The organism is Rhizobium sp. PP-CC-3G-465 (genome assembly GCF_004343445.1).
Classification (GTDB): Bacteria; Pseudomonadota; Alphaproteobacteria; order Rhizobiales; family Rhizobiaceae; genus Ferranicluibacter; species Ferranicluibacter rubi.
In genome coordinates this window covers 1-26,510 of sequence record NZ_SLYH01000017.1, presented here as the reverse complement: position 1 = coordinate 26,510, position 26,510 = coordinate 1, and the positions used below count along the sequence as shown (strand labels likewise).

Here is a 26,510-nt window from a genome sequence, read left to right as displayed (position 1 = left end):
TTTCCGGCGAACACGGGCTCACCGGAAATGCCCCGGTCTTTCGTTTTTGCCGATCAGGAGGCACGCTTTGCAATGACGTCTTTCACCACGGGGACCGCGGAGAAGACGTTCGGCCAACCCGCATAGAAGGCGAGTTGCGTCAGAAGTTCGGATGCCTCTTCCGTTTTCAGGCCGTTATCCATCGCGCGATTGAGGTGGTAGGGGACCTGAGCGACCTGCCCATTGGCGATCAACGATGTTACCGTGATCAGGCTTCGGTCGCGCGGGCTCAGACCGGGCCGAAGCCACACGTCCTTGAACAGAAGATCATTGGTGTACTCGGCCAGGCCGGGAGACGTCGGACCGACGGTTTGTTCGACGGTCGCTCGCCGGGATGCATCCTTCTCTGCATCGAGAGGCATCAGGGCCGGCCTTGCCGGGGGAAGCTGATCCGGGCCGATGCCCCGTGCGGCAAACACATCCTTTGCCACGCCCACGGCTGCCGTTGCATTTGCCCAACCGGAATAGAACGCCAGATGCGTGATGATCTCCGAGAGTTCTGCCGGCTTGACCCCGTTGTCGAGCGCGAGACTGAAATGGTACGCGAATTCGGCAGGCTGGTTTCTGGCGATCAGGGCGGCGACCGTAATCACGCTTCGATCGCGCGGCGCCAGTCCCGGGCGCTTCCATACATCGCCGATGGCTGAGGTCGCGGTATAGTCCGCCAAAGCCGGCGATACCGCTTTCATGTCCTCCAGCGTCACCGGCGGCGTCGCGAGCGGGTGTTTCCGATCGTCAGCAAGGGCCGGCGCGGCGGTCAGGGAGAGGGAGAGTGCCGTAGCGGCGAGGTGCTGCTTCATGAGAAAATCCTTTCGTTTACGGCGGGCACGAGCGCGTCCCCTCAACGATATGGCGACGGTATCCTTCCGGATTAGACACCGGCACCTGATAGGACTTATGAGCCGAGCCCATGAAAGCCGGGTGCAGCGGATCTGCCTCCCGCTCTCCCCCCGGGAGACCCTCAGCGCGCGCTATCGACCTTGACGGTGACCTTGCCGGGCCGGTCGAAGATGGAGACGTCGCCCTTGACCTGACCGAGAATGACAATGCCGGGCGCTGGAACCTCTCCGTCGCGATAGTAGATGACGAAATCGCCGGAGCTCCACAGGCCGAGCGTGCCCGCGGAGAACGCACGCTGGCGCGGCGCGGAGGGCAGGGCGGAGGGCAGGTTGCCGGTCTTTTCCTGACGAAGATGGTCGTCCATCTCGATCGTCAGCGGCAACATGCCGGCGAGGGCGCGGGCGGCCGCGTTGTCGGCGAGTTCAGCGGTAACATCGCCCCATTCGGACGAAATGCGGATACGATCTTGGGCCAAGGCGGTCCCTCCCATGAAAAGCGTGAGTAAAACTGCGGAATATGTCGTTCGTGCGAGCTGTTTCATATCTGGTCTCTCGTTGCTGGACGTGAAGTCTGGCGGTGTGCCCTGATCGATACCATGGCGTAATGCGAAAGAACGGCCGCCCCTGCCATGACGGCCGTCCAGTGGGCGAAAAACGGCGTCACGGAGCTGGTGAAGTCCCAGAAGGCGATGCTGTAGCCAAGTGTCAGCTTGGTCGATACGCCGAGCACGGCGAAGCTCCATGCGCCGAAGCCGAGAAGGAGCAGAGCTGCAAGACGCCCCATGCCTGTCCTGATGCGGGACGGTGAAACCCCGAGAGCCGTTCGCGCCGTGGTCATCACGCGTGTCCAGTGACTGCCGGCATGAACGGCCACGATCAACACCACCCAATAGGCCGAGAACCAGTGAAGCTCGACAATGCCCACCTGGTCCGTCAGAGGCGGCATGCCGGGCAAGGACCGTGAGATCAGCAGGCTGGTACAGACCAGCACCGTCATGAGGATGGCGAGCCATGCGTGTACGAGCGTCACCGCCCAGCGATGCAGGTCGTAACGCCCCGTCCCGAGCCTCATGAACCACCGCCGGTTCACGGTCAGGTGCCAGGCCAGAAGAGTGAACATCGCAGCCCCGAAAAGCTCATGCGGTCCGTTGTCGAGCCACCAGTAGGCGAGCGAGAGCATGAGCAACGCGGCCATGCTCGCTGGAAGAAGAATGCGGCGGGTCCACAATCGAAACATGACGGCAGCCTGCAGGCGTCAGAGCGTGTCATCATCGGCAAGAGCGCCGCTGAGGGTGAACAGGAACTGCTCGGCTCGGCGCGAACGGTGACAGGCATAGCATTGAGCCACATTCTCGTCCGCTTTCACGGTTCGGTCAGGCCAGAACCATTGATATTCCCATTGATCTGCGCCAGCGCCGATCTTCTGCGCGACGAGGTAGCGCGTGAGAACGTCACTCTGATAATCGACAAGAACCATGTGCGTCCCCGTTGGAACCGGTTCGCCCGCCTTGAGGGCTGCAAGCGCCGCAGCGCTCGTCAGCATGTGCTCGCGGGTGACACCCCGTCGAACGGTCGTGTAATGCTTAAGCTCATCTAGCGGCGGAAACGTAACCGCGTTCGGAGCCGCAAGCGCCGGTGTCGGCGACACTTCGGCTTCTGCGAAAAAGGCGCCCGTCAGGACGATCGCGAACGGCACGGAGAGCAAGCCGGACCAACGGGAAACATGCATTGCGATCATCCTTCAAAGCTGGACGGCAAAGGCCTTTGGCCGGTGGCCGATGCAGGCCGTACGGAAACCTGCCTGTCGGACGACGAGCCGGTATTCCGGCCGGATGTCGCGCGGACACCGGCCGGGAGGAGAAGCATGAAAACGGGGCCGAGATCGTCGGCGGTTTACAGGCTTATGCGAGGTGCTGGTCGAAGAAGCCTTTCAGCTTGTCGAAGGGGATCAAATTCACACGGTCGTAGAGATCGACATGGCCGGCGCCCTTTACCCAGACGAGTTCCTTCGGCTCCGACGCCCTGTTGTAGGCCTCCTGGCTGAACTCCTTCGAGTGGGCCTGGTCGCCCGAGATGAACAGCATCGGGCGGGGGGAGATGGTCTCGATATCGTTGAACGGGTAGAAGTTCATGAACTTCACGCTGCTGCTGAGGCTCGGCTTCGTCGTCGTCTCCCGGGTCACGCCCGCCGGCGTGAATTCACCGCGCGGCGTGCGGTAGAAGTCGTAGAATTCGCGCTGGATCGGATCAGTTTCGGCCGTCAGTTCCAGCGTGGTGCCGCCAATGTGCTGGATGCCGGCGCCATCTGCTTCTGCCCAGCGCTGTTCGGCTGCCGTGGCGATGAAGGCCTTGCGCTGCTCGACCGTCTGGGACTTGTTCAGCGCATCGCGGAACGCGGCGCCCATGTCGTACATGCTGACCGTGGCGACGGCCTTGATGCGCGGATCGATCTTGGCGGCGCTGATGACGAAGCTGCCGCTACCGCAAACGCCGATGGCGCCGATATTCTGGCGATCCACGGAAGGCTGCGAGCCGAGGAAGTCCACGCCTGCGCTGAAAGCTTCCGCGTAGGCTTCCGGCGACACCACATTGCGCGGCTGGCCTTCGCTCTCGCCCCAGAAGGGCAGGTCGATCGACATGGCGACGAAGCCCTGCTCGGCCATCTTAGTGGCGTAGAGATTGGCGCTCTGCTCTTTCACGGCGCCCATCGGGTGGCCGACGATGATGGCCGGATTCTTGGCGGCCTGGTCCATATCCTTGGGAAGGAACAGGTTGCCGGCAACAGCGGTCTGGTACTGGGTCTTGAAGGTGACCTTCTGCGATGTCACCCGATCGCTGGTGTAGAAGTTGGAAGCGCCGTTGGACATGTCTTGAGCCTTTGCAGTCATCGTATCGAAAATGGAGATCGTGCCGAGAGCGGCGACGCCGGCACCCGTCATCTTGAGCAGGTTGCGACGATCGATGCCGGTCGTCGGAGTTTTCAGGTCGTCGAGGTAAGTTTCATCAGTCATATCGATGGGTCCTTGGTTCAGGGGGCGACGGAAGATGATCGGGTGTCGCGGGATGTCAGCGACATTGGGAACGCCAAGCCACTGCGGCGAGAAGGGAAGAGCCGGCCAGTAGGACGGCTGCGAACAGGAAAGTCGTCCACCAGCCCGTCGCATCGAACAGCACGCCGCCTGTCGAGGCCCCGAGCGTGATGGCGAGCTGGATGGTTGCGACCTGCAGCCCGCCGCCGGCTTCGGCGTCGTCGGGCATGGTTCGGCTCAGCCACGTGCCCCAGCCCACCGGTGCCGCCGTGCCGAGCAGGCCCCAGCCGATGAGCAGGAAGGCGGTCGATGTGGCGGACGATCCCAAGGCGATCAGGCCCAGCGCGATCACGGCCATGAGCAACGGTATCGTGATCAGGACGGGAAAGAGCCGGGTGCCCAGCATTTGGCTGACGACGTAGGTGCCCACGACACCTGCTATTCCCATCAGGAGGAGGAGGAGCGACAGGGTCGAGATCGAAACGGCGGTGACCGTCTCAAGGAAAGGGCGAAGATAGGTGAACAATGCGAACTGCCCCATGAAGAGCAACAGGATCGACGCCATGCCGATGGCGACTTCCGGCCGAAGAAGAAGCCGGAACACGTTGGAAGACCTTATGCAGGACGTCGTATCGGCGGAGCGCGGCGGTACCGAAGGCATGCTGACCCACTGCCAGACGAGAGCCACAAGCGCCAGCGGAACGACGGCGAAAAAGGCGCCACGCCAGCCGATATAACTCCCGAGCAGGCTGCCGAGCGGTGCGGAAATCGTGGCGGCGATGGCGTTTCCGGCGTTCAGCATGGCCAAACCCTTGGGAACGGAATCTTCGGGAACGAGGCGCATGACGATCGAGGTGGACATCGACCAGAAGCCGCCGATCGCCACGCCCAGCAGGGCGCGTCCGATCATTAGGACGAGATAACTCGGAGAGAACGTGACGATGGTTCCTGAAATCACCAGCATCAGCGAAAACGAGGCAAGCACCAGCCGCCTGTCCAGCCTGCGCGTCAGGCCGGACACAAAGAGGCTTGTGAGAACGGCAAAGACGCCGGAGATCGAGATCGCCTGTCCAGCCCGGCCTTCCGTCACCCCCAGTTCGGTTGCGATAGGGGAGAGGAGGCTGACCGGCATGAATTCCGAGGCGATGAGGACGGCAACACAGAGCGCCATCGAGACAATCGCGCCCCAGGCGGCCTTCGGCAGGGGCGAAGCGGGAACGACCTGTTGTTCAAGGTCTGGATCACTGGCGAGATGAGTGTGTTTCACAGCTTTCGATGTCATGACCGCAACATAAGCTTAATGGGGACCGAAAATTACCCATTGCAATTCGCTTGAACTTATCGATGATCGACATCAATGCAGGGGTGGTGCGGCCGGTCATGAAGCGCGAAGATTTGAACGACATGCTCTGGTTTCTCGCCGTTGCGGAAGAGCGCAGCTTTACCAAAGCGGCGGCAAAACTTGGTACGTCGCAATCAACCATCAGCCATACGATCAAGAAGCTTGAGGCTCGCATAGGGCTGCGTCTCTTGAGCCGCACGACGCGAAGCGTTGTTCCGACGGAGGCGGGAGAGCGCCTGATCCGCTCGCTTGCGCCGCGCATCGAGGAACTCGAAACCGAGATCGACGAGTTGATGGAGAGCCGCGACAAACCTGTCGGCTCGGTGCGGATCACGTTGTCGGACTATGCCCAGGAAAGTATCGTCTGGCCGAAACTTCGCCCGCTGCTACGTCAGTATCCCGATATCAAGGTCGAGTTGAATAGCGATAACGGGTTCCGCGATATCGTCGAGGAGAAGTTCGATGCGGGCGTGCGGCTGGGCGAAAGCGTGGACAAGGACATGATCGCGGTCCGCATCGGCCCTGACTGGCGGCTGGTCGCGGTCGCATCGCCGGATTACTTGGGGACGTGTTCGACACCAAAGGCGCCCCAGGAACTGGTCGGCCACCCTTGCATTAACCACCGGCAGGCGCGAGCCGGCGGTCTCTACGCCTGGGAGTTCGAAAAGGACGGCCGTGAGGTCAGGGTCCGTGTGGAAGGTCAGCTTACGTTCAACACGTCCTACGCCATGATCGATGCGGCCATCGCAGGCTATGGTATTGCCTATGTGCCGGAAAGCCTCGTCACCGCCGAGGTCGCCGCTGGCAGACTCATCCAGATCCTCGACGACTGGTGCCCGATGTTTCCCGGCTACTACCTCTACTACCCGAGCCGCCGCCAGAACTCGCCGGCGTTCAAGATCGTCGTCGATGCGTTGAGGGCCTGATTGCTGGTTGCACTGCGGAGCACCGGAACACGTCACGAGTTCGACTTAACATCCATTCGTTAGACTAGATGCTCATGCAAGCAGAACTCGAACCCAAAGGTATTCGCGTTAACGTCGTTGCACCCGGCCCTACGGATACGGCCATGATGGCTGCTGTCGCGGAAGACACTCGCGCGGCAATTGTTGCTCCGATTCCGATGGGTCGTATGGCAAAGCCGTCAGAAGTGGCTGCGGCCTCCTTGTTCCTGTTGAGTGATGATGCAAGCTACATCGCCGAGGCTGAACTATGCGTAGAAGGCGGCTTGCGGCAAGTCTAGGGAGCCGCCGAAACGCTGTACCCGCTCTGGAGTTGGTCGGGTACAGCAAAACGCACTCGATAAGAGACCGACTTGAAAGCGGACATGCCTTACAGCGATTTCGTGTCGGCTGTGCGCTTTCGAAGTGGGCATTGCAGGGCAGAACGAGCACAAAATAGGCGGCGAGACAGGGCTGTCGAGGTCAGTCTGTTCGGGCGAACACCCCTGGCGTGACACCGACATGCCGTGTGAATGCGACGCTGAACGCGCTGGCGGAGGCATAACCGATCCGTGTTGCGATCTCGACCAGCGGCGCCTCTCGCCGGACCAACAGGTCCTTTGCAAGCACCATGCGCCAGCCCGTCACGTATTCCATCGGAGGGACGCCCACCTGCCTTCGGAAGCGGTCGAAGAATGCCGACCGAGACATAGCGGAGGTCTCTGCTAGTTCCTCGACGGACAAGCCTCCACTCGGGTCCTGATGGATGCGTCGTAGTGCTGGAGCCAGGCGCATGTCGGAAAGCCCGCGCAACAATCCCGGAGATGTCTCAGCCCCTCCTGTACTCCGCAGAGCGTCGATGAAGAGAACCTCCAGCAACCGGCTCAGGATCATGTCCCGCGCTGCAAGTCCGCCGACCATCTCGGCGTGAATCATCCCGACGAGATCCATGAGCCGCCCCTCGCCTCGAGCATGAACGATGTCCGGCAGCAGCGAGCTCAGCAACTGCTTGTCGTTCGCCAGAAAGGAACAGTGACCCACCATGGCTGTGACGTCGGCCAGTGCGTCAGGATCGCCGAGGCGGAAGACTCCGGGGTTGGTCTCCAGCCGTTGCGGTGGCGTGCCCGGCGGAGGCGGTTCAAAGCTGCTCATGGTAAATTCGTGGATTTGCGGCACGAGAACGAAATCCCCGGACGCGAGAATGATCGGCGATCTGCCGGCGATCGTCAGCAGACAGCGTCCTTCCACAATCGCGCAATAGAACGGACTACCAAGCTCGCGACGCTCGACCGACCATGCCCCGCCGGCAACAACCAGCTTGGCGATCGATGGCACGGGCTTGAGCAGCGAGACGATCTCGGCGAGTGGATCGGACATGTCTGGACTTTCACTCAATCAGTACGGACTTTCAGATATAGATAATCCTGCCCTCGTCGTCCATCCTGAAGGCGCACAAGGAGACCACACATGACGACGAACAATCTAATCGATATCGCGCGCCGTATCCCAACGCCCGACGGAGCCCTCACGATAGCCTACTCGCCGATCCGCCTCGACATCGACGGACGGGCGCCTCTGGAACTGCGTTTGACTGCACCGGCAGAAGGCGATCGCCTCCCCATCGTCATTCTGTCGCATGGATTCGGACCCTCATTCTACGTTCCGTCGAAGGACGGCTACGCGCATATGGCGCAGTTTTGGGCAGAGCGCGGTTTTGCCGTCATCCAGCCCACTCACGCGAGTTCACGCGTCGGCGGCCTTCCTGAAGACGCCGAAGGAGCGCCGTTCTTCTGGCGCGAGCGCGTCGCTGAGATTCGGACAGTGATCGACCGGCTGTCAGAGATCGAAGAGCGCGCGCCGGCCGTCTCTGGCCGGCTTGACCATGGCCGCATCGCGGCGGCAGGACATTCTCTCGGTGGCCACACGGTGAGCCTGCTCCTGGGCGCGCAACTCCACGGAGAGACTTTTAGCGATCCACGCATCCAGGCTGGGATCCTTCTCACCGCTCCCGGACGTGGTGGAAAGGATCTGACAGAAGAGAACGCCGCGCGCTTTCCATTCTTTGACCTCGACTTCTCACACCTCACGACGCCGAGCCTGGTCGTTTGCGGGGCAGATGACAACCCGCGTTTTACGCCCCGTGGCCCGGATTGGCACGCCGATGCCTATCATGACGCGGTTGGTGCACACGCGCTTCTTACGCTTCATGGCGTAGGCCACGGCCTTGGTGGCATTGCCGGACTCGACGCCAAGGAGACAGAGGTCGAGTTGCCGGATGCGCTCGAGGCAACGAAGCGCATGACCCTTGCTTGGTTGAGAACTGCCCTCGGCGATGACCCGGACGCTTGGTTCTCAGCATGTACGGCGTTGAAGGGGCCGGGGAGCAGCCTTGGAAACATCGTCGAGAAGTAATCGGATATAGCCGGACTTCGGAAGCCCGCAGGTGGATGGGAAGCATCACCCGTTTCCGTAGTGACGAAGCTGCAATTGGGAGCGGTTATCAGCCGCTCGCTTTACATGTTAGACCTGCGCCTGCGCGAGGGGCACATGTACCTCAAGCCGCCTGCCAGACCTGATTGAGGATCTTTGCCGCCAGCGCCGCCTTGTCCTGCGGCAGGAACCGGCCATAGTGCCTGGCGACCATGTCGGGCGTATCCTGGATGGCATAGCTTGCCTGCTCGTAGGAGCCGGTCTGCTTTAAGATATGGGTGGCGAGCACATCGCGAACATTGTGTGGCCCGTGTGGCAGCAGGCCTTCGATCGCGCCGCGGCCGGTATAGGGATTGTAGATCCCGTACCGCTGGATGGTCAGCCGCCACGCCTCGTAGAAAGTCGTCTGGTCGTAGGCCGCATCCTTGCTGGTGGTCTTCACCGTCTTGACGAAGAAAGTTTCGGGATCGCGCGCGTTTCCAAGAAGGACGCTGCGGTGTCGTTCGACATAGGCGTCGAGATGCGTGTAGAGCCCCATGAGATCGGGCAGAACCAGCCGGAAAGGTTTCGAGCCGAAGAACGACGAGTGGGCATTCTTGAAGGCGTTGGCCGGGATAAGCACTTCCCAGCCCCGCTCGCGGTCGTTCCAGCGCAGTTCGCCTCGCTTCAGTTCCTGCAGCCGCCGCTCGGAGCGCGGAAAATGACCGCGGGGGCAGAGCAGGAGCTGGCGCAGGTTCTTCTGGCGAAGCCCCAGATGCAGGCCGAGACGCAACATCAGGAAAGCACGCACGGCTTCGGCTGCGGCCCGCGGATACCGGCGCTCGTCCGGCATCCGCTGAAGAATCTCCTCGGTGATCTTGCGGTATTCGGCAAGGGGGCTCGCCGCCTCCAGAACCGGCATGATCGGCTCGAACGGATCACGGTGGACGCGCATGACCCGCTGGATCTCTTTCGAGCGATGACGGGCATACTGGAAGAAACGCTCGCAGGCAGCATGCCAATCATTGCGAGCGTCATCGATCTCGGCCTGCGAGATCAGGCCGGGCACGGCACGAACGCGCTGCAGAAGTTCGGGATGCTGCCGCAGCCAGCCGGTTCCCTCGCGGGTCAAAGACAGCGCAACGCTGAGCATGTCGACTTCCCAGGCGGTGTAAAATCCGCGGCGTCGTTCACGCCATTGTACATACCAATCCCAGATGCCAGGGAAGACCAGCATGCCGAAGGTCAGGTGCGGCAGCGGAACGCCACGCCCGCGCACGGCACTGCCGGGGGAGGCGGCAAGGGCGCCGAACATCAGTCCGAGATGCTCGATCTTCTGGGACGCCGTCTCTTCACCCCACACCCCGTGGCGCTGAAACCCGAGCGCCGTCAGCGTCGACGTCTTGAAGCTAACGAGATCGGCCATTTCCATCGCCAGGGCCGGCGGCGCATCGATCACGCCGGACAGGAGGTCCGGATCCTCGATCGAAGTGACATCGTCTTCATCCGTGTCGTCGACAGGTGCGAGGAGGTTATGACTGGTCGATGGGCCGCCGCCATAGGCTATCCCGGGAAAGCGTATGGCGTATCGTTGGCGGACGGCGGCTGCCTGATACCGCCTGTAGTCGGTGGCGCCAGTGATGATGACGCGGCGGACCCAGTCGAGGATCTCCTCGCGCTTGGAATGGGGCAGACTGTTGAAGTCGTCCGGAAGGTGCCAAGCCAATCGACGCCGTTCCGCTGGACCGATGTCGCTACCGACGTCATGGCCCGATGCTGCGCGCGCGGCATGCGGCAGCTTGGCTTTGAAGTAGCCTTGGGGAAGACGATAGCGGGCTTCGATACGGTTGAGGATGTCGAGGCTTTCCAGCGTCCTCGGCGTCTTCATGCCGGTGATCCAGCTCAGCAGCGTAGTCTTGTCAAAGGCCTCGCCCGGATGGACGACGGCCTTATGCAGGCGATAGTAGGTCTCGCCAAAACGGCGGATCTGGTAGCTCAGTGCCTCTTGAAACGAAGCAGGATCCTGCCCTTGGCTGAAGAGTGGCTCGGGGAAGGGGTCGATCGGTTGCGGATCTGGTCCAGGCTTGGACAGGGACGGCGCCGCTGTGGATACCGTATTGCGCAGTGTCCTTGGCGATCTGGATGATGGCACGTCTTTGACAGCTCGTTTGGCCCTCGCTGTCTTGTCCGCAACCGGTGTTCTCGGCTGCTGTTGTGTTCGTTGAGTTCGCCGGGATGGCGCTGGATCCGGCTCCGCCTCGCCGATATCACGCATCCAGCGTTCGATTGCGTCAAGTCCCGGCTGCATCGCTCGCTTCAATGCTTGCGACATCTCCTGCCGAAGATCACAATCATCGGCGATCTGCCGCCAATCCGTGCGCCCGGCGTTTATCGGTGGCCGCATGTGTCTGGCAATAAGGGACAGCAGGTAGCCCCGAATGTTCTGGCAGTCGCGTTGTGTCGCAACAGGAGCAATCCTGACCTGGCAGAACTGGGTGATCATGCGCTGGAGGGTTTGGGGTGAGGCAATGTGCTTTCGCATACGGCATCCACAATTGGTCGAACTCGATCGGCCCGAGGCCGGGGCCAGCCTGCTAATGCGATCCTGTTAACAGAACGTATACAAGGAAATGCGTATGTAGCCTCGGCGGTTATGATCCGATTGGAAGACCGGCGGTCCTGTCGTGCACCTTGCACAACTCCATGCAGCTGAGCGTTTCCACACGTCAGACCATTCGGAACCCGAGTGACAGGTGCACGTTACCGGACACGAGCCTCCATCAACCAGGAAGTCAGGTGACGTTATGACCCGTGTGATCGTGATTGGAGCAACGGGACATGTCGGGACCTACCTCGTCCCCGCCCTTGTTGAAGCAGGGTATGAGGTTGTCGCCATCAGTCGCGGCTTGGCCGAACCCTACCAGCCGCACACGGCCTGGCGTCGGGTTGAACGTCTGCAAATGGATCGGGAGGCGCTGGAGCGCGCCGGTACTTTTGGCAAGGATATCCGGTCTCTGAAGCCCGACATCGTCATCGACATGATTTGCTTCACAAAACCCAGCGCTGAAATGCTGGTTAAAGCGCTGTCTGGTCATGTCGGTCATTTCCTTCACACAGGCACGATCTGGACCCACGGCACGTCTGTTGCTGTACCGACCGTTGAAGCCGCACCAAAATATCCCTTCGGCGACTATGGGGTGAAGAAAGCCGAGATCGAGACCTACCTGTTGAAGAAGGCGCATCAGGACGGGTTTCCCGTGACTATTCTTCATCCCGGCCACATCGTCGGACCGGGCTGGGCCCCGCTCAACCCGCAGGGCAACTTCAATTCGCAGGTGTTTTCCATGCTGGCGCGGCGTGAAACAGTCGTCCTGCCGAACTTCGGCCTGGAGACGGTTCATCATGTCCATGCGGAAGATGTCGCCCGCTTGTTCATGGCGGCCATCTCCTCTCGTGCAACGGCAATCGGCGAGGCCTTCCACGCGGTTTCCGACAAGGCTCTGACGCTGCGCGGATATGCGGAAGGCATGTCTCGCTGGTTCGGTCATGAACCGAACCTGGAATTCCTTCCCTATGACCAATGGGCGGCTGGCCAGAACGCCGAAGACGCAAAAGCCACATGGGAGCATATTGCACGCAGCCCAAACTGCTCGATGGAAAAAGCGCGGCGTCTCCTAGGTTTCGTGCCCCGGCATACATCGATGCAAGCCGTACAGGAAGCGGTCACGTGGCTCATCGCAAAGGATAAGCTAGAGGCACCACTCGGCTAAGTATATTGGCTTCAGCGTAGTTTATATACCATCGACAAGGGATACTTATCGGACGTTATAACGCCAACTGGCAATGATACAATGTGAGGAACCGTAATATTCATTATATAGTTCGTATAAGAAATCATTTACCATGATTTCAATGGGTTATGATATCGCGAAAATCAGCATGACAGCCCTGATGCGGCCGGCTTTTGAGGCCGCTACCGCACTCACTCGTCTCGACGAGCGCATCGCCCGTCCGCCTGTCGGCCAGGGCTTTATTGAGCGCTCCCACTTCACCGACGCCTGTGCCTCGCTGTGGATCGATGGCGAACTTGTTCACCTCGATGACCTCGTACTCCACGACGCCACAAAGGATATTCGCACGCCGACCCACGAACTGACCATCGCCCGCGACGTTCTTCGCACCCGCCGGCGCATCGCAGCTCAGCTCCCGGCCTGGGCCTTGTCTGTAGACGGTATCCGAACTTTGCGACAGATGTCCGACATAAGTCAGGTCGGAGCCGAGGCGATAGAGCCGGCCGGTTTAGTCCGGTCCGCGGTCGAGGCAAAGAATCCGGAAGGGGAGGGGAACATGTCGACGACGTCGAGAACCTTCCGGGTGTCGACTACGCCGCGATCGATGCGGTGCTGGCCCGATCGGAAGCGGCGATCGCGAACGCAACACGGCCCGGCCGGAGTGGCGCGGCCGAAAAAGATCCGCTGGTCTATGACCTCGATTGGGACGAGGATGCCCGGCTCGACGAATGGCGCAGCGTGTTGCGCCAAGCCGGAAACTTGCCGGCGGTGCTGCAGGCGATCATCGTCCTTGATGCCTGGAACGAACTTTCCGTCCTTCAGCACGCGCCGTGGCTCGGTCGGCTGTTTGCCGCGTCGATCCTGCGCCAGGCCGGCGTCACGTCAGGCGCGCACCTCGCCGCCATCAATCTCAACCTCAAAACCATTCCCGTCGATCGCCGCCGCCATCGCGATCGTGAGACCCGGCTGCTTGCCATCGCGCATGGATTGTTGGCGGCGGCCGAGATCGGCATGAAAGAGCATGACCGGCTGGCGCTCGCTCGGCAGATGATGGAGCGCGAATTGGTGGGAAAACGATCGTCTTCAAAACTGCCGGAGCTGGTTGAGTTCGTCATGGCAAAACCGTTGGTGTCGGCCGGGATGGTAGCGAAAACGCTCGACGTCACGCCGCAGGCGGCGCGGCGGATTGTTTTGGAACTGGGGCTGAGGGAGATGACGGGGAGGGGGAGGTTTCGGGCGTGGGGCGTGCTTTAGTGGAAGAATAGATGGATTCTTGTGCAGATCACCTAGAAGTTGAAGTGAAGGCTTGAGTTGCGTAGAGAGCAAATGTAACCAGGAGTCTACTGCGGTTCGGAAAGTAGACGGATTGATAATGGCATACCGTAAACGGACAAAAGCGCAAAAGCCGCGAGTTCGCTCTTCAGCTCTAACCCCTCAAAAACGCCAAGTACGTGTCTCTAAGGGAGCGCACGACGCCCTACTTTCTATTCGGAATGAGGCTCCTTCGGTTGAAGCTCTCAGTCGAACGCTTGAGTGGACCTTGGCGCGATATAAATATCGCCGCTATCTGGTGTCGTTGTTGCCCCGGACCCCGTCGCAGCTCCCTGATTATGTACTTGCCGCAGGCGACCGTCTTGAAGATGCACTAAAGTGGCAGATTGCGGCGATCACTGCAGCACAGCGAAAAATTGAAAGGCATAATCGAAATGCTTACACCAGCATCGATCAGGTAACCGACCACAGATCATCTTTCGAGAGTGCCACAGTCGAGATGCAGACGTGCATGTGGAGTTACTCGGCGGCTTCGCAAGCTCTTTTCTCGCTAGCCAAGTCCAAGGGGCTAGATGCTCAACGGCGTTGGATGCAGGGAAGCGTCTATGTCTCCAATCCTTCGATCTCGAATATCATACTGTACAGCAAAGGGATTGCGTCAGAAGGCGATCGGCACCCGGTCGACATTATGGAGGTTTTAAACAGGTTCATCTTCTCCAAAATGGTCGACGACGAATTGAACCTATTACTATACTACCTCACATTCAATCCGCCTTTGAACCTGGAGGTGGCTGCAAAGCTATCACCGTTGCTTCTGTATTTTCCGTTGGTTGACCAATACGAGTTTCTGGCGAATCTGGTGACGTCCGATCCGAATTCGTCAACGCCCGATAGTTTCCCATTTTCCGCTGACTTCATTCCGCTCTTAAGCGCTACAGGTGACTGGAGAGGTAAAGCGCGAGATATGGTAGCTGAAAACGTCGAATCGACGCTCCTCTTGCCTATCATGAATAGGTGGTGTGGCTACCTGCTCGACAGTATTGGGGTGCTCGACGGCGTCTCCTCTGCCCCTGATCGCGAGCTTGATATCGCCCTCGCGAACGAGTTTTTCCATCAGCCGCAATCTCCTCGGGCATACCTCGCAAGCTCGCTTTTCGCGATGAAGTCCGCGCAAAACTTGGAAGATGTAAAGTCGGCCATTTACCGCAGGGAAATAGCGAGCGCTCATTTCGAAAGCATGGAACTTAACCCGGAGCACATCGAGCGCCGACCTGTAGGGCTCACTTTTGATACTATGTTGGTCGAGGTTGGGAACTCAGATTCCGTTTATGAAAATCGGGAGCTTTTCCGGATCGCCTGCATCTGCGGCATCAGCGAAGGAAGAACTCTGGACACTCTAATTCTCCTTTACAACTACACAAGTCGAGACCCGCTAGCTGCGGGTTATTTTCCAGCGAGCCTGTTCTCAACGAGTATCACAGAAGACGAGGTAGCCGATGTTGGGCACGACGCGCGGGCTGCGATTGCACTATCGCGTGTTGCGGGAAGTCTTGGAGACGAGGGGCAGAACCTAGTCTATATCGCGGTAGAGCAGCATTTGAACGAGAGAGGAGTTAGCAAGCCAAGCGACCTAACGATCGGAGAACTTATCGATATCGCGTTTCTCAGTGAATCCTGCACATCCGCTTCTTTGAGGCAGTCACTGGAATTTTTGTCAAAGGCAGAAATGGAGGAAGAGCGTATCAAAGTGCTCTTCAATCTTGCGCAGGCAAATCTCGAGCGCGAAGACGATTACATCGATGAGGTTCACGCCATCATCGGGCAACAGACGATCGAAGAGCTTCTTCAAAGGTTTCATGTGGGGAAAGTACAGTGTGACGAGCAAGCTCTCGCGACGTGGGCGCTGACGGAGCTGTCTCCAAAATTCAATCGGTTAAAAGACTTTATTGACGCTGGACTGCCGCCAGTCGAGAAAAATGCTGATGTTGAGTTTATCGCTCATTTGACTTCGGGAAAGTCCGAAACGTTCACGTTCAAGGTTCCTAACAACGAGTCCCTCGACATAGCTCGGACGATCTTGGCCGAACTGAATCAAAAATATGCGCTGGATCCTCGCTACGGTGTCGATTCCTATCTTAGTCTCGGCATGCGCCATGGTGCAGTCGAGGCTCATCTTCAGAGCCCACTCAGTGCAGAAAATATTCTCACTACGAAAGAGCCACTCGGTTATCCGGATGATTGTTTTTGGAAGGGGTATTTTATCGACAACGGCTATGAGTACTACGGGGAAAAAATTGGGCCAATTTTGGCTCGGTTCTCAGAGAAGTTCGATAACAAGCTAGAAGCTATCAAAAATGATCTTCTGCAAGTGCGGCGACCCGATAAGCCAGAGGGTTTGATCGTTGCCGATTGGTCGGAAGCTTCGGTACTCTCAGCGTGTGCGAGATTTGCTGAGGTCGTTGACTTTGAGGCGCTTATTAACGAGTTCACGTCCATATTTTGGACCATTATAGAAAAAAATTTGAGCGACGCTCGCGAATTTATCGAAAACGTTTTAACGAATGAACTGAACGGACTCATCGACGAGCTGGAGGACGATGTCCGCCAAGCCACGGGACAGCAGAGGCTGCCCCCGTTCTCGGATGCTCTGATGCGGGCGCGTCAGGAACTCAGCAATGCCGTAAGAGATATATCTTCATGGCATAATGTTGCTCGCTCCACTGACGTGGAGCCTCTTGGGTTGGTAGAAATCATAAGCGCGGCTCAGAAGATAGTTTGCCGCCTTTATCCTGATTTCCAGCCCCGTGTTACATTTTCTGGCGACACCGGAATATCGGTTACGTATTCGCTGCAGGTATTGATCGAGGTATTCAAAGCGCTGTTCACCAATGTCTACGCTCATTCAGAGGTCGAACAACCGACTGTCAATATTCACATGATTATGTCCGGCGACGACGCGCTAGATGTCGAATTCGTCAGTGACTGCAAAGACCTGGATAAGGCTGAACAAGCGGCCTCAGACAACAACGAGAAGATCCGAACAGGAGAATATGAGAAAAAGCTTCCCAAAGAGGGTGGCTCTGGTTTGGCAAAAGTGGCGCGGTCCACTCTCCGGGATGGAAAACCCAACACCATAATCTCAGTCGATCACGAAGCTGAAAAATTCCGCGTCGGCATGACATTCAGAATTATTCAGTTTTAGAGGGTAACTGCGGTGAAAACTTTGATCGTAGAGGATAATCCAAAAAAGCGTGCATCACTTGTAGAGTACTATTCGTCCGAGTTCCCAGCGGACGACTTGGATGTCACATCGGCCCTTATATCCGGCCTTCGCGTAGCTCGTGATACCAAGCCTGGCTTTATCATTCTCGATATGACGCTGCCCAACTATGCTCCTGATGAAAGCAAGGGATCTCGCATTGAGCTTATGCCCTTTGCTGGTCGTGAATTCGTTATGCGGGTCAACCGCATGTCGTTTGCGACCAAGGTAGTGATCGTTTCGATGTTTGAAACCTTCGACATTGCGCCCCGCCTCATAACTCTCAATAGTTTGGACGCTGAATTACGTGAGAGATACCCGCGAATATTTGTGCAGGCTGTGCATTATTCGTCTGGCCAAGCGGACTGGAAGTCAGCAATCAAAGATGTACGAATGAGCTTGGATACTTAAATGCAGATCTTAATTGTAGACGATGAGAATGCCAAAGTTGTCGAAATTTGCGCTGTTTTGCGGGATGCCGACATCGCTGAAGATTGCATAACGGTCGCCACGACAGCAGCGGCCGCTCTGAAAGAGCTGAAGAGCAATTACTTCGACCTGTTGATCATCGATATGTACCTCCCAAACCGAGTGGGGGAGGCGCCGAACCTTTCAGGAGGCGTGGATCTGCTGAAGCGCATTAATCGCGGCAACGATGTTCAACTCCCAGAACATATTGTGGGTCTGACTTCAAATCTCGAGGCTCTTGCCGCGTCCGAGGAGGACTTTGCAGCTAAGTCTTGGTTCGTCGAAGAGGTCGGACCGTCCAAGACCACCTGGAAGCTGCGCCTAATGGAAAAGCTCCAATATCTTAAAGCGCGTGAGGAGTATCAGAGTAATCAGTCGAAGAGCGATATCGTCCCAACGGTGAGGCCCGAGTGTGAGTTGCTTTTCGTCTGTGCGCTCTTGGATCCGGAGTTAACTGCGCTGCATACTGTGTCAGGCTGTAAATGGGAAGTTGTGACTTTCCCTGGAGATCCTGCAATTTATTGGTCTGCCCAGATGCCGTTCGGCGATAAAACGGTTTCGGCCATTTGTATGTGTCTGCCGCAGATGGGATTGGTCTCTGCAGGTGTGACAGCAGCGAAAGCAATTACATTGTTCAAACCCAAGCTGGTGGTCATGACTGGTGTCTGCGCTGGTCGTCGGGGTGATTGCAAACTAGGTGACGCGATTGGCGCTAATTTGACCTGGGATTACGGCAGCGGGAAGTTCACCGAGGTTGACGGTGAAGTCGTTTTCGAGCCGGCGCCATTTCACGCTGCGGCATCAGCTCGAGTCGTTGGCGTATTGACGGAACTTTCGAACGACAAAGCTCTGTTAGAGGAACTTTATAGAAAGAGCCCCGGCTATCGGCCAGAGGTTGTTCCGACGTTTCATGTAGCACCGCTTGCTTCAGGCGCTGCAGTTCAAAACCACAAAGAATTTTTTTCCGGAGTTGTTACGCAACAAAGAAAAATGCTCGGAGTAGATATGGAGGCGTTTGCGGTCGCATGGGCGTGTCATGAAGCATTGGAACCACAACCGAACTGGCTCGTAATTAAATCTGTGGTTGACTTCGCCGATGGAACGAAGGACAGCAAAATTCAAGCTTTTGGCTCATATATTAGCGGAGCTTTAGCGGTCTCGGCTATCGAAAGGCTAATGAGCCGATAAGTCGGTGTTTGCGTAAGCTGAAAAGCGTAGCTATTTTCGATGGGTTGAACTTCCGTCGTCGCGAGGCAGTACAGGCTACGTCGCCGGAACTTCAATTCCAAGCTGGATGGCAATCGGCGTATAGATGTCAATCTCGGCACCTGGGGCTCGGAGAGAAACGATCAAAGCGTAACGCACCGAGCGATCCCAGCGCTGCAGCCCCGGTTTTTCCTTCGGCAATGCCCCCCCGGCAATTCTTGCTCCGAGGCGTTCGCGCTCTTTTTTACGCGTGATGGTGTGACGGGCAAAGAAACGCTGGATCGTGCCGAAGCCGAAGAACAGTCCTTGTCCGGCAAGGCTACGCCGCACCTCTTCGATGGTCGCATCCTTGTCCGGACCCAAGGCTTCGAGGATGGCATTCATGTGCGCATCAATGCGGGCGGAGCGCCGATCTCCGCCGAGAGCATGAGGCCGGGCATCGCCTTAATCACGCTCAAGTTTGCGCCAGCGGCTAATGCTGGCGGCGCTCACCTCAAAACGTTCAGCCGCCGCCCGATGCGACAGGCCCTGCGAAACCGCAGCAAGAGCACGCACCCGCAAATCCATTGATAAAGCCTTCGACATATCCGCCGCCTCCATCCGGCGGCTCCTATTGAATCAGCCAAATCATGATTTGAATAGCCAGTGCGATTCAGTCAGATCGGGTGCCGCTCTAGCGCATCGTGCAGGGGTTGTAGGTGTGCCAGACACGACCGATGGTCAGGAAATGGTCGTCAGATGGCTTATGCCGAAGACCTCCATAAAAGATGGCCCGCCCGATCAACGTATTGATGTATCGGGGCCAATGGGCACGCTCGTTCAAGCGCAGCATATTGATGGCGATTTTGCCACAAGGGTTGAACTACAGGATCGTGAGAAACGAGTGGGGATTGGAAACGACTTACATTTCAAACCCGACGAAATCCTTGAGATTTGCCAAACCTTTCAACTCGCGGCGGCAGCTTTTAGTGAAATAGGTCCACCCAACGAACCGCCTTCTGATGATTTTACGGATTCAAATGATTGATATCATTGATAATAACAAAACGGCTTGCAATTTTTGTCTTCAAAGCCTATTTTATACCTAGAGCAACGCTCCGGGGTCAGCGCTAAGCGCTGGCCGAATGGATTTAGGCCCCGAAAGGGGCCTTTTCTATGAAAAGCAGCTGTATTTGATGCCGAGGCTTGGCCGGTCCTGCGGCGGCAACAGCGCATCAATCAGCTTTCCTGCCGCCATCAGATCAACATACGGTTTGTAAGTGGGTTCGTAGCCGCCCTTGGCCATGGGATACAGGATCAGATCGGCCACTTGAATCATGGGCGTCTTTTTGGTTCGGCGTTTCGGCTCACCCATGACGATACGCCGGAAATCCTCAGGTGACAGGGCGGCATAGTTCCCTGACGGCTGGTTGCCGAACGGCATGCCATCGGATTTGAGCGCCTCGGTGTACTGGATCAGTTCGCGATCCTCGTGCTTGCTGCATTCCTCGAAAAATACCCCTAAGACACGTCCCTGGCTGTCGGCATATTTTGCGGCCCGCTCAATCAAGATTGAATAGGCGGTCTTACACATGAACCAGAGCCGCTCGGCATACTGCTCGCGATAGCGGGCCACGTAGCGGGGGCGGTCAATCACGGCAGCAATGCCGACGATCGGCAGCCCCAGCATGAACGCATCCAACTCCGGGAAAAACACGCGGGCGTTTTCCGGCTTCTTAAGCCAGCCGAACTGACCGCGTCCGCCCCGGATTTCCTGGGAGTGCAGCGGATAATCGATGGTGTGCCTGACACAGAACGCGGCATGAGCCTCCTTCAGGCCTTCCACATCTACCTCCTTAATGAGGAAGCCGCCCAGGCCGAAACAATCCATACGGTCGCGGCGCGTTTCTGAGGGGCGGTGATCCGGATCGCCGCTGCCGGTGTCATCAATGAACAGATGGTATTCGAGGCGCTTGGGAGAAGAAGGGAGGTTCATCCTAGTATGATGGCACAGCTATTTCTGCTTCCAACGAAACATATTGCGTCGTTGAACGCGAAATTTCGTTCGGAACTGCCGTCATGCGTCAGACATCCAAGGGTTGCCTTTATCAGGCAGTCATGATTGTCTGTGTCCCAGTTTTAGGACTATTGGGGGAGGCGAGGATGGCCCGTAAGGTGGAACCGCGCTTGATGCAGGAGAGTGAAATCCCGGCTTTCGTTGACGCCATCATCGAGACGGGTTGTGACATCTGCGCCTGCGGAGACGATCTTTACACAATTGGCGATGCCGATCTGTCAGATGAAAATTACGAGATTGCAGCCCCCCAGCTTCAGGCAATCAACCAAAAATTTGGCGACCGGGACTTTCTGCGGCGGGAGATTGTTGCGTACCTGAGATCACTGCGGCGCTATCTCGATAGCTCGGAGATTGACCACTGGAGCCAAAACGTATCGTCGCAGTGACGTCTTGGGTGCAATGCATCAATTATCCATGAGTAGCAAATGCGATCCGCTGCTCGGACTAGCCTGGGCGATGCATGAACGACGAAGCCGCCGACCTTGTTATCTCGCTAGCCTGGGCCAGCAATGCCATCGCCGAGGCCGATATGGGTGACCGCCTCCGTATTGCGGCGGCTTATCGGGAAGCCCAGTGTGTGATCGGCATCCTGCCGGATCATGAAGGCAGGCGTCCACGTACCGTTGCCTGTTTTGAACGGTTCACTCCTCTGAAAGCTGCCAACGATGTAACGGCATGCGGCTGGCTGCTGGCTGCAGTTCAGGAGCGCGTCAGCGAACATGATCTGTCACGCTGGGAAGAGCTGGACGTAATGGTAGGATAGACCGTCCGGCTTTTACAGTACGGAGTTTCCCGGCTACATTAGAATTTTACTTTTCTCGCAAGGTAACACGCATGAGTCCGCTGAAGGATGCCGAAGCTTACCTAGAAACCGTCGGCCTGCTCGATCGGCCCGGGAAAGTGCTGTACTCGGCTGAAGCGACGCTCGTCCCCAGTCCGGTCTACCTGCTTGGCCTGAACCCTGGCGGGTCGGAGGGGGCAACAGTGCGCGAATCTCTCGCCCAATCCCGTAACGGGCATAATGCCTACATCGATGAGCAATGGTCACCCGGTGGTCACCTCAAGGCTGCCGGTACCGCACCTCTGCAAAGGCGCGTTCAGGGCCTGTGCCAGACCATGGGGCTGGAGACGCGTTCGGTACCGGCATCAAATCTGGTGTTCACCCGATCAACACGGCTAAACAGCCATGCGGATTTCGCCAGCGAATTAACGCTATGCCTGCCGGTCCACGCAATTTTTCTGAATGCCGTTCAGCCCCAATTTCTGATGACGTTTGGCGGCATCGACAACTTCCGGAAAGCTGTCGCTGTTCTGTCTATGGAAAGCCGACCTGCCGGACACGCTACGTGGCAGGCTCATCGCGGCAGGGCAATCTTCTGTGGGCGCGAACTTCAATTCGCCAATGTCCCGCACCTTTCACTCTGGGCCAGCAACCTAAACCCAGAAGTCTTGTTATGGGCTGTTGAGCGGATGAAAAGCTGAAGCTCCGACCCACTAGGAAAGGGTCTTCGCCCTTTTTCGCGTGGACATCTGTAGCGGCTCCTTATCCAGAGCAGAGAACGCGCAGGCGTTCATTCGCCATTCTGGTAGCTTTGTGCACCGCAAGACCTATCCCAGCCGGGAAGCGACGGCGGTAACAAGCTGAGGTCCGGCGACAAACATTGCCAGGGTCGAAACCAGCAGCAACAACACTGCCAGGATCATCATGGCAACCGTTCCATTCGCCTTGAGCGACATCCCGAGCACTGTAACTTCGAGCGTATCCTTTTCCATCAACCTGCCCTTTCCATAACATGGGCAACAGCCTGCCCTTTCGGCCGGGGCCGTGCAAAGCACAGCTTCAGCCGACCAGATTCTACAGCTTCTCACAGAGTGTTCAGTGCGAGGGATGAGTAATTATTTCAGCACACCAGCACGTTTAAGGAGATCCTTACGCTGGTTCAGTTCGAGCAGGACCGAGCGATGATCCTGACCGAAAGCAGCTTTGAGCGCATTCTGTTTTGCAAGCGCATGGTCCAAAAACGCGCCTTGCTGGCGGGCTTTTTCAATGAGATCGATGAAAGACGATGTTTCCAGCTTGTGAGGCCATCTCTTATCCGACAACACTCAACCGCTTGGGTAATCGGGCCCGATAAGTTCCCCAAAGCCAATTCTTCGAGGCGAGACAAAGGCAACGTGCGCGGAACCGATCGCCTTACCGGCTCGGCCCTTTTACGCGCTGCTTCCAGAAGCTCCTCACCATGCTCCTTCCATTTGACCTGCCAGCGGCGGCAAGATACCTGCGCATCGCCGTGGTCGGTTTCGTCAACTTGTCGGCAAACATGATGTCCGCGATCTTGGCGAGATGAGGGATGTCGTTCGCACCTGTACCGCGCGGGCGGCCCCTTGATCGTTTGTCTGTCATAAAGTTACCTCTACTATCGATACTCCAACAACTAATGCGGTAAGATATCGAATTCAAACGAGAAGAATTGGCGTTTCTAGTAAATTGGCGATGATTAATCGAGGCAGATGGACCAAAAGCGAGCGAAATTCGATTTATCCTCGCTTTTGGTCTTGGAAAAGGGTTTATCCTCGCGAAGGGGCGTGTGCGGACACGGTCGCGCCGATCGCGGGCAGGCGCGAGCGGCGGAAGGTCATCTTCATCGTCGGCGGGTTCGGGAGGTTCGGTCGTGAACCCGCGCGGCTGTGCGCCGCCCCAGCGGTCCCACCAAGTGTACCAGCGCCAGCTTTTGCGGTAATCGATGCGGCGGCCGAAGATCGAGAACGGCACGTTGCGGAATTTGACGATCGTGCGCGTCAGCGGCAGGCGCTGGATCTCGGCCGGATCGAGCAGCCAATAGCCGCTTTCAGATTGCCCTTCCTGCCGGTTGCGCGGCGACCAGGCGTCACGTGACTGGCTGATGCTGGTGGAGTTGGAGAGGGTGGTGGTGTGGCCGACCATCGTCGCGACATACTGCGCGGTATCGTTATCGTTGACCCCGAAAAACACCCGCGGAGGCGTTCGCCAGGAACGCTCTGGCGTCGTCGCCGTAGATTTTCTGGACCTGGGGCAGGTTCTGCCAGATCAGCACGGGGGTGCAGTAGGCACGGAGCAGGCCGGACTGGGATTCCAGGGGATCGAGCCGACCCAGCACCGCGTCCTCGTCGAGGAGCAGCACGACCTTGCGCTTCGGCCGGTTGGCCTTGACGCGGGTCAGGGTCTTGATGGTGCAGCCGACCATGACGCGCAGCCAGCGTTCGTAAACGGTCAGCAAATCCTCATCCACGCACAGGTAGAGGGTGACGGTCTCTCGGCTGAGGTCAGCCAGGTCAAAGGTCGAGGACTGTGACAGTTGCCCTGCCGGAGACCCGGCTGACCACGGCTCAGTGGCTTTCTGGGTGTTGGACAGCACCGAGCGGAACTCCGGCGAAAACTCGTCTTCCTTGCCCCGGGCACTGGTTAGGAACCAGGCTGCGATCTCGCGGGCGGCCAAGGACGGAGACTCGGTGGCAATCTCGGTTAGCGTGGCGAGGAAGACTTCGGGGTGCCGACCGCCAGACGGCGCACGCTGGCAAGGGTGCGGCTGGCGGTCGGTTCGTGCAGGGCATGGAGAATAAGCGCATTCAGAAGGGACGCGGCCTTGTCGTCCCAATGGGATTCCCGCCCGTCCGGCTTGACCATCAGGCTTGCCAGAGAGGCGGCATCGTCGGCCTCGCTCTGTGTGCCCTTGCGGATGATGTCCATCGGATTGTAGCAGTCGGAATGGATCAGGTCGGTGGGATTGAGCATCCGCACCGTCCCGTAAGAGGCGCGGCGGCGGCGCGTGATGGCATAGTTTTCACCCTTGGGGTCCGTCACCAGCATCGAGCCGCGATAGGTGAGCAGGGAGGGGATGACGACGCCGAGGCCCTTGCCCCACGCCCATGGCCGCGAACACCATCACCATGCCGTCGGTCGAGAACCGTAGGAGACGGCGGAACGCGCCCCGGCCGAGGATGACGCCTTCGCCGGTAATCGCACCGCCGCGCCACTGCTGCCAGCGCGAGGCCCAGCGGGCAGAGCCGTGGGAACCGCCCTTGCGCGTCACGCGTGTCAATGCCGCGTGAATTTTCCCCAGAAGGAGGTGCGGACGAAAACTTGGACTAACAGGAGATAGTTCATGTATTCGTACGAAGACCGCATGAGGGCCGTGCAGCTCTATATCAAGCTCGGCAAACGGGCGAATGCCACCATCCGTCAGTTAGGCTATCCGACAAAGAATGCTCTGAAGCATTGGCATCGCGAATTTGCACGGGGCGACGACTTGTCGGCAGGCTACGTGCGCACCAAACATCGATATTCGGATGAGCAAAGGAGGATTGCGGTTGAGCACTATCTGGAGCATGGCCGTTGCCTAGCATGGACCATAAAGGCGCTTGGCTACCCTTGCCGTCAAAAGCTTTCGGATTGGATCGACGAATATGAACCAGGCGGCAGGCGGCGAGTTTTTACCGTCAGCTCAGACGTTAGCACGAGATCGGAGCAGGAAAAGCGAACGGCCGTGATCGATTTGTGCGCCAGGAGTGACAGCGCCCGCTCGGTGGCTCAGAAGGTAGGCGTGAGCCGGCAGACGTTGTACGACTGGAAGAACCAGAAACTTGGTCGTGAGGTCCCAGCATCCATGACACGCCATCGCGAGTTACCACCGACTGCCAGAAGAGACGAACTCGAGCGTGAACTTGAGGCACTTCGTAGTGATGTGAAGCGCCTTCAACTCGAACATGACTTGCTTACGAAGGCCAACGAACTCATAAAAAAAGATCTGGGCATCGATCTGCGGCTCTTGGGAAACCGGGAAAAGGCACTGCTGGTTGATGCCCTGCGAAACACATATGCATTACCCGAACTCCTCACGCGGCTTGAGTTCGCCCGCAGTTCTTATTTTTATCATCGGTCTTTGCTTTCCCTTGAGGACCGATACGCAGATCTTCGCCAGACCATTGTGGTACTCTTCGAGACCAACCGCAACTGCTACGGCTACAGACGCATTCATGCGGCACTGGCCAGGGACGGAGAACAGGTCTCAGAAAAGGTGGTACGCCGCTTGATGAAGCAGGAGCAGCTGGTCGTGACCACGGCTAGGCGGCGCCGATACACGTCTTATCAGGGCGAACTGGATTCCGCGCCGGAAAATTTGGTCGATCGTGATTTCCACGCTGCGAAGCCGAACGAGAAATGGCTGACCGATATCACCGAATTCCAACTGCCAGCAGGCAAAGTGTACCTGTCGCCCATGATTGATTGTTTCGATGAGCTGGTGGTCAGTTGGTCTGTAAGCACGCGTCCGGACGCCCAGCTAGTGAACACGATGCTTGATGCTGCAATCGAAACAATCACCGGCAGTCCCAGCCGACCTATTGTGCACTCAGATCGGGGTGCGCATTATCGTTGGCCGGGCTGGTTGTCACGCATGCAGAAGGCTCAGCTGGCCCGGTCTATGTCACGCAAAGGGTGCTCGCCGGACAACTCAGCCTGCGAGGGGTTCTTTGGGCGGCTGAAAAACGAGATGTACTACAATCGCACCTGGACCAGTACGACCGCTGACGACTTCATGCAGCAGCTAGATTCCTACATCCAGTGGTACAATCAGCATCGCATAAAACTCTCACTGGGCGGCATTAGCCCCGCCGAATACCGCCGAAATCTCGGAATTGCAGCATAAGCAGTCCAAGAATTTGTCCGCACCTCCGAAGTGCCGAAGTAAAATTCCCCAGTTATGCCGACGTCGACGACATGGCGAATTGAGGATTTTTCGGCGGCCGCCCGCGCGGCTTTTGTGGTGGGGCGAAAGCTGGGGGAGCGATGAGGGCTTTGGAGCGAACATGCTCCGGCATAAG

Annotated in this window: 24 protein-coding genes and 5 pseudogenes; 13 read left to right on the top strand and 16 right to left on the bottom strand. The window is 57.9% G+C overall.

Translation table 11 applies throughout. The features are described from left to right. Window positions 1–53: 53 nt before the first annotated feature. From C8J33_RS24450 to C8J33_RS24425, 6 genes are all read right to left on the bottom strand, one after another. Window positions 54–839, bottom strand: a complete 786-nt coding sequence (locus C8J33_RS24450) for a carboxymuconolactone decarboxylase family protein (protein WP_132665679.1) — start codon at window positions 837–839, stop codon at window positions 54–56. A 161-nt stretch (window positions 840–1,000) separates the two neighbouring features. Further along, a complete protein-coding gene (locus tag C8J33_RS24445; protein WP_245423342.1) occupies window positions 1,001–1,354 on the bottom strand; it encodes a cyclophilin-like fold protein in 354 nt (117 codons plus the stop codon). A 62-nt stretch (window positions 1,355–1,416) separates the two neighbouring features. Continuing rightward, window positions 1,417–2,115: a hypothetical protein gene (locus C8J33_RS24440; protein WP_110808366.1), complete on the bottom strand. Its 699-nt coding sequence runs from the start codon at window positions 2,113–2,115 to the stop codon at window positions 1,417–1,419. A gap of 18 nt (window positions 2,116–2,133) precedes the next feature. Beyond that, entirely contained in the window at window positions 2,134–2,574 is a 441-nt protein-coding gene (locus tag C8J33_RS24435; RefSeq protein ID WP_245507276.1) for a hypothetical protein, read from the bottom strand. Between the two features lie 205 nt (window positions 2,575–2,779). After that, on the bottom strand, window positions 2,780–3,889 hold the full coding sequence (locus tag C8J33_RS24430; RefSeq protein ID WP_132665678.1) for an alpha/beta hydrolase: 1,110 nt from the start codon (window positions 3,887–3,889) through the stop codon (window positions 2,780–2,782). A gap of 55 nt (window positions 3,890–3,944) precedes the next feature. Beyond that, window positions 3,945–5,189, bottom strand: a complete 1,245-nt coding sequence (locus tag C8J33_RS24425; RefSeq protein WP_245423341.1) for an MFS transporter — start codon at window positions 5,187–5,189, stop codon at window positions 3,945–3,947. A 98-nt stretch (window positions 5,190–5,287) separates the two neighbouring features. Between C8J33_RS24425 and C8J33_RS24420 the strand changes: the two genes are divergently transcribed. After that, window positions 5,288–6,175: a LysR family transcriptional regulator gene (locus tag C8J33_RS24420; RefSeq protein ID WP_110808388.1), complete on the top strand. Its 888-nt coding sequence runs from the start codon at window positions 5,288–5,290 to the stop codon at window positions 6,173–6,175. An 80-nt stretch (window positions 6,176–6,255) separates the two neighbouring features. Beyond that, window positions 6,256–6,492 (top strand): annotated as a pseudogene (locus tag C8J33_RS24415) (SDR family oxidoreductase); the annotation flags it as partial. A 181-nt stretch (window positions 6,493–6,673) separates the two neighbouring features. Here the strand turns inward: C8J33_RS24415 and C8J33_RS24410 are convergent. Further along, window positions 6,674–7,567 carry an AraC family transcriptional regulator gene (locus C8J33_RS24410; protein WP_132665677.1) on the bottom strand — a complete coding sequence of 298 codons (894 nt, stop codon included), beginning with the start codon at window positions 7,565–7,567 and terminating at the stop codon, window positions 6,674–6,676. Window positions 7,568–7,657: 90 nt separating this feature from the next. Between C8J33_RS24410 and C8J33_RS24405 the strand changes: the two genes are divergently transcribed. Continuing rightward, entirely contained in the window at window positions 7,658–8,602 is a 945-nt protein-coding gene (locus C8J33_RS24405; RefSeq protein WP_132665676.1) for an alpha/beta hydrolase family protein, read from the top strand. A 142-nt stretch (window positions 8,603–8,744) separates the two neighbouring features. Here C8J33_RS24405 and C8J33_RS24400 read toward each other — a convergent pair whose 3' ends face one another. Further along, the gene (locus C8J33_RS24400) at window positions 8,745–11,141 is read right to left on the bottom strand and encodes a hypothetical protein (RefSeq protein WP_132665675.1); all 2,397 of its coding nucleotides are present in this window, start codon (window positions 11,139–11,141) and stop codon (window positions 8,745–8,747) included. Between the two features lie 262 nt (window positions 11,142–11,403). Between C8J33_RS24400 and C8J33_RS24395 the strand changes: the two genes are divergently transcribed. The 5 genes and pseudogenes from C8J33_RS24395 (at window position 11,404) to C8J33_RS24375 (ending at window position 18,577) form a co-directional block, all read left to right on the top strand. Next, a complete protein-coding gene (locus tag C8J33_RS24395) occupies window positions 11,404–12,369 on the top strand; it encodes an NAD-dependent epimerase/dehydratase family protein (protein WP_132665674.1) in 966 nt (321 codons plus the stop codon). Window positions 12,370–12,502: 133 nt separating this feature from the next. Continuing rightward, window positions 12,503–13,644: pseudogene (locus tag C8J33_RS24390) on the top strand (RHE_PE00001 family protein). Window positions 13,645–13,762: 118 nt separating this feature from the next. Next, complete coding sequence (locus C8J33_RS24385) at window positions 13,763–16,864, top strand: hypothetical protein (protein WP_110802920.1); 3,102 nt, start codon at window positions 13,763–13,765, stop codon at window positions 16,862–16,864. A 12-nt stretch (window positions 16,865–16,876) separates the two neighbouring features. Further along, window positions 16,877–17,332, top strand: a complete 456-nt coding sequence (locus tag C8J33_RS24380) for a response regulator (RefSeq protein ID WP_110802919.1) — start codon at window positions 16,877–16,879, stop codon at window positions 17,330–17,332. After that, window positions 17,333–18,577, top strand: coding sequence for a response regulator (locus C8J33_RS24375; protein ID WP_110802918.1), 1,245 nt, complete (start codon window positions 17,333–17,335; stop codon window positions 18,575–18,577). It abuts the gene before it with no gap. A 203-nt stretch (window positions 18,578–18,780) separates the two neighbouring features. On the opposite strand, the pseudogene C8J33_RS24370 reads toward C8J33_RS24375, so the two are convergent. Next, a pseudogene (locus tag C8J33_RS24370) lies at window positions 18,781–19,180 on the bottom strand (helix-turn-helix domain-containing protein); the annotation flags it as partial. 115 nt (window positions 19,181–19,295) lie between these two features. On the opposite strand from C8J33_RS24370, the gene C8J33_RS24365 reads away from it, so the two are divergent. After that, entirely contained in the window at window positions 19,296–19,622 is a 327-nt protein-coding gene (locus tag C8J33_RS24365) for a hypothetical protein (RefSeq protein WP_132665673.1), read from the top strand. A gap of 126 nt (window positions 19,623–19,748) precedes the next feature. Here the strand turns inward: C8J33_RS24365 and C8J33_RS24360 are convergent, their stop codons facing one another. Then, window positions 19,749–20,570, bottom strand: coding sequence for a DUF3800 domain-containing protein (locus C8J33_RS24360; protein WP_132665672.1), 822 nt, complete (start codon window positions 20,568–20,570; stop codon window positions 19,749–19,751). 167 nt (window positions 20,571–20,737) lie between these two features. Here C8J33_RS24360 and C8J33_RS24355 point away from each other — a divergent pair, with 167 nt between their 5' ends. The 3 genes from C8J33_RS24355 (at window position 20,738) to C8J33_RS24345 (ending at window position 22,133) form a co-directional block, all read left to right on the top strand. After that, window positions 20,738–21,037, top strand: coding sequence for a hypothetical protein (locus C8J33_RS24355; RefSeq protein ID WP_110802938.1), 300 nt, complete (start codon window positions 20,738–20,740; stop codon window positions 21,035–21,037). Between the two features lie 74 nt (window positions 21,038–21,111). Continuing rightward, on the top strand, window positions 21,112–21,414 hold the full coding sequence (locus C8J33_RS24350) for a hypothetical protein (RefSeq protein WP_132665671.1): 303 nt from the start codon (window positions 21,112–21,114) through the stop codon (window positions 21,412–21,414). Between the two features lie 71 nt (window positions 21,415–21,485). Then, window positions 21,486–22,133, top strand: coding sequence for a hypothetical protein (locus C8J33_RS24345; RefSeq protein ID WP_110802914.1), 648 nt, complete (start codon window positions 21,486–21,488; stop codon window positions 22,131–22,133). Window positions 22,134–22,259: 126 nt separating this feature from the next. On the opposite strand, the gene C8J33_RS27200 is transcribed toward C8J33_RS24345, so the two are convergent. From C8J33_RS27200 to C8J33_RS24320, 5 genes and pseudogenes are all read right to left on the bottom strand, one after another. Beyond that, window positions 22,260–22,424, bottom strand: coding sequence for a hypothetical protein (locus C8J33_RS27200; RefSeq protein WP_165910834.1), 165 nt, complete (start codon window positions 22,422–22,424; stop codon window positions 22,260–22,262). 123 nt (window positions 22,425–22,547) lie between these two features. Next, window positions 22,548–22,754: a hypothetical protein gene (locus C8J33_RS24340; RefSeq protein ID WP_110802913.1), complete on the bottom strand. Its 207-nt coding sequence runs from the start codon at window positions 22,752–22,754 to the stop codon at window positions 22,548–22,550. A gap of 721 nt (window positions 22,755–23,475) precedes the next feature. Then, window positions 23,476–24,127: pseudogene (locus C8J33_RS27845) on the bottom strand (type IV secretory system conjugative DNA transfer family protein); the annotation flags it as partial. Window positions 24,128–24,153: 26 nt separating this feature from the next. Continuing rightward, entirely contained in the window at window positions 24,154–24,498 is a 345-nt protein-coding gene (locus C8J33_RS27840) for a type IV secretory system conjugative DNA transfer family protein (RefSeq protein ID WP_280953162.1), read from the bottom strand. Further along, entirely contained in the window at window positions 24,473–24,730 is a 258-nt protein-coding gene (locus C8J33_RS24320; RefSeq protein WP_132665670.1) for a hypothetical protein, read from the bottom strand. The genes C8J33_RS27840 and C8J33_RS24320 overlap by 26 nt, the downstream gene beginning before the upstream one ends. 63 nt (window positions 24,731–24,793) lie before the next feature. On the opposite strand from C8J33_RS24320, the gene C8J33_RS24315 reads away from it, so the two are divergent. After that, window positions 24,794–26,335, top strand: coding sequence for an IS3 family transposase (locus C8J33_RS24315; RefSeq protein ID WP_110802909.1), 1,542 nt, complete (start codon window positions 24,794–24,796; stop codon window positions 26,333–26,335). Between the two features lie 52 nt (window positions 26,336–26,387). Here the strand turns inward: C8J33_RS24315 and C8J33_RS27385 are convergent. Beyond that, window positions 26,388–26,510: pseudogene (locus tag C8J33_RS27385) on the bottom strand (AAA family ATPase); the annotation flags it as partial.

Excerpts from the sequence above, each read along its gene's own strand:
- C8J33_RS24400 (WP_132665675.1), bottom strand. The coding sequence starts at position 11,141 with ATGCGAAAGCACATTGCCTCACCCCAAACCCTCCAGCGCATGATCACC.
- C8J33_RS24410 (WP_132665677.1), bottom strand. The coding sequence starts at position 7,567 with ATGTCCGATCCACTCGCCGAGATCGTCTCGCTGCTCAAGCCCGTGCCA.
- C8J33_RS24430 (WP_132665678.1), bottom strand. The coding sequence starts at position 3,889 with ATGACTGATGAAACTTACCTCGACGACCTGAAAACTCCGACGACCGGC.
- C8J33_RS24405 (WP_132665676.1), top strand. The coding sequence starts at position 7,658 with ATGACGACGAACAATCTAATCGATATCGCGCGCCGTATCCCAACGCCC.
- C8J33_RS24355 (WP_110802938.1), top strand. The coding sequence starts at position 20,738 with ATGGCCCGTAAGGTGGAACCGCGCTTGATGCAGGAGAGTGAAATCCCG.
- C8J33_RS27840 (WP_280953162.1), bottom strand. The coding sequence starts at position 24,498 with ATGCTGGTGACGGACCCCAAGGGTGAAAACTATGCCATCACGCGCCGC.
- C8J33_RS24350 (WP_132665671.1), top strand. The coding sequence starts at position 21,112 with ATGAACGACGAAGCCGCCGACCTTGTTATCTCGCTAGCCTGGGCCAGC.
- C8J33_RS24420 (WP_110808388.1), top strand. The coding sequence starts at position 5,288 with ATGAAGCGCGAAGATTTGAACGACATGCTCTGGTTTCTCGCCGTTGCG.
- C8J33_RS24450 (WP_132665679.1), bottom strand. The coding sequence starts at position 839 with ATGAAGCAGCACCTCGCCGCTACGGCACTCTCCCTCTCCCTGACCGCC.
- C8J33_RS24345 (WP_110802914.1), top strand. The coding sequence starts at position 21,486 with ATGAGTCCGCTGAAGGATGCCGAAGCTTACCTAGAAACCGTCGGCCTG.
- C8J33_RS24375 (WP_110802918.1), top strand. The coding sequence starts at position 17,333 with ATGCAGATCTTAATTGTAGACGATGAGAATGCCAAAGTTGTCGAAATT.
- C8J33_RS27200 (WP_165910834.1), bottom strand. The coding sequence starts at position 22,424 with ATGGAAAAGGATACGCTCGAAGTTACAGTGCTCGGGATGTCGCTCAAG.
- C8J33_RS24395 (WP_132665674.1), top strand. The coding sequence starts at position 11,404 with ATGACCCGTGTGATCGTGATTGGAGCAACGGGACATGTCGGGACCTAC.
- C8J33_RS24315 (WP_110802909.1), top strand. The coding sequence starts at position 24,794 with ATGTATTCGTACGAAGACCGCATGAGGGCCGTGCAGCTCTATATCAAG.
- C8J33_RS24385 (WP_110802920.1), top strand. The coding sequence starts at position 13,763 with ATGGCATACCGTAAACGGACAAAAGCGCAAAAGCCGCGAGTTCGCTCT.
- C8J33_RS24425 (WP_245423341.1), bottom strand. The coding sequence starts at position 5,189 with ATGACATCGAAAGCTGTGAAACACACTCATCTCGCCAGTGATCCAGAC.
- C8J33_RS24360 (WP_132665672.1), bottom strand. The coding sequence starts at position 20,570 with ATGAACCTCCCTTCTTCTCCCAAGCGCCTCGAATACCATCTGTTCATT.
- C8J33_RS24440 (WP_110808366.1), bottom strand. The coding sequence starts at position 2,115 with ATGTTTCGATTGTGGACCCGCCGCATTCTTCTTCCAGCGAGCATGGCC.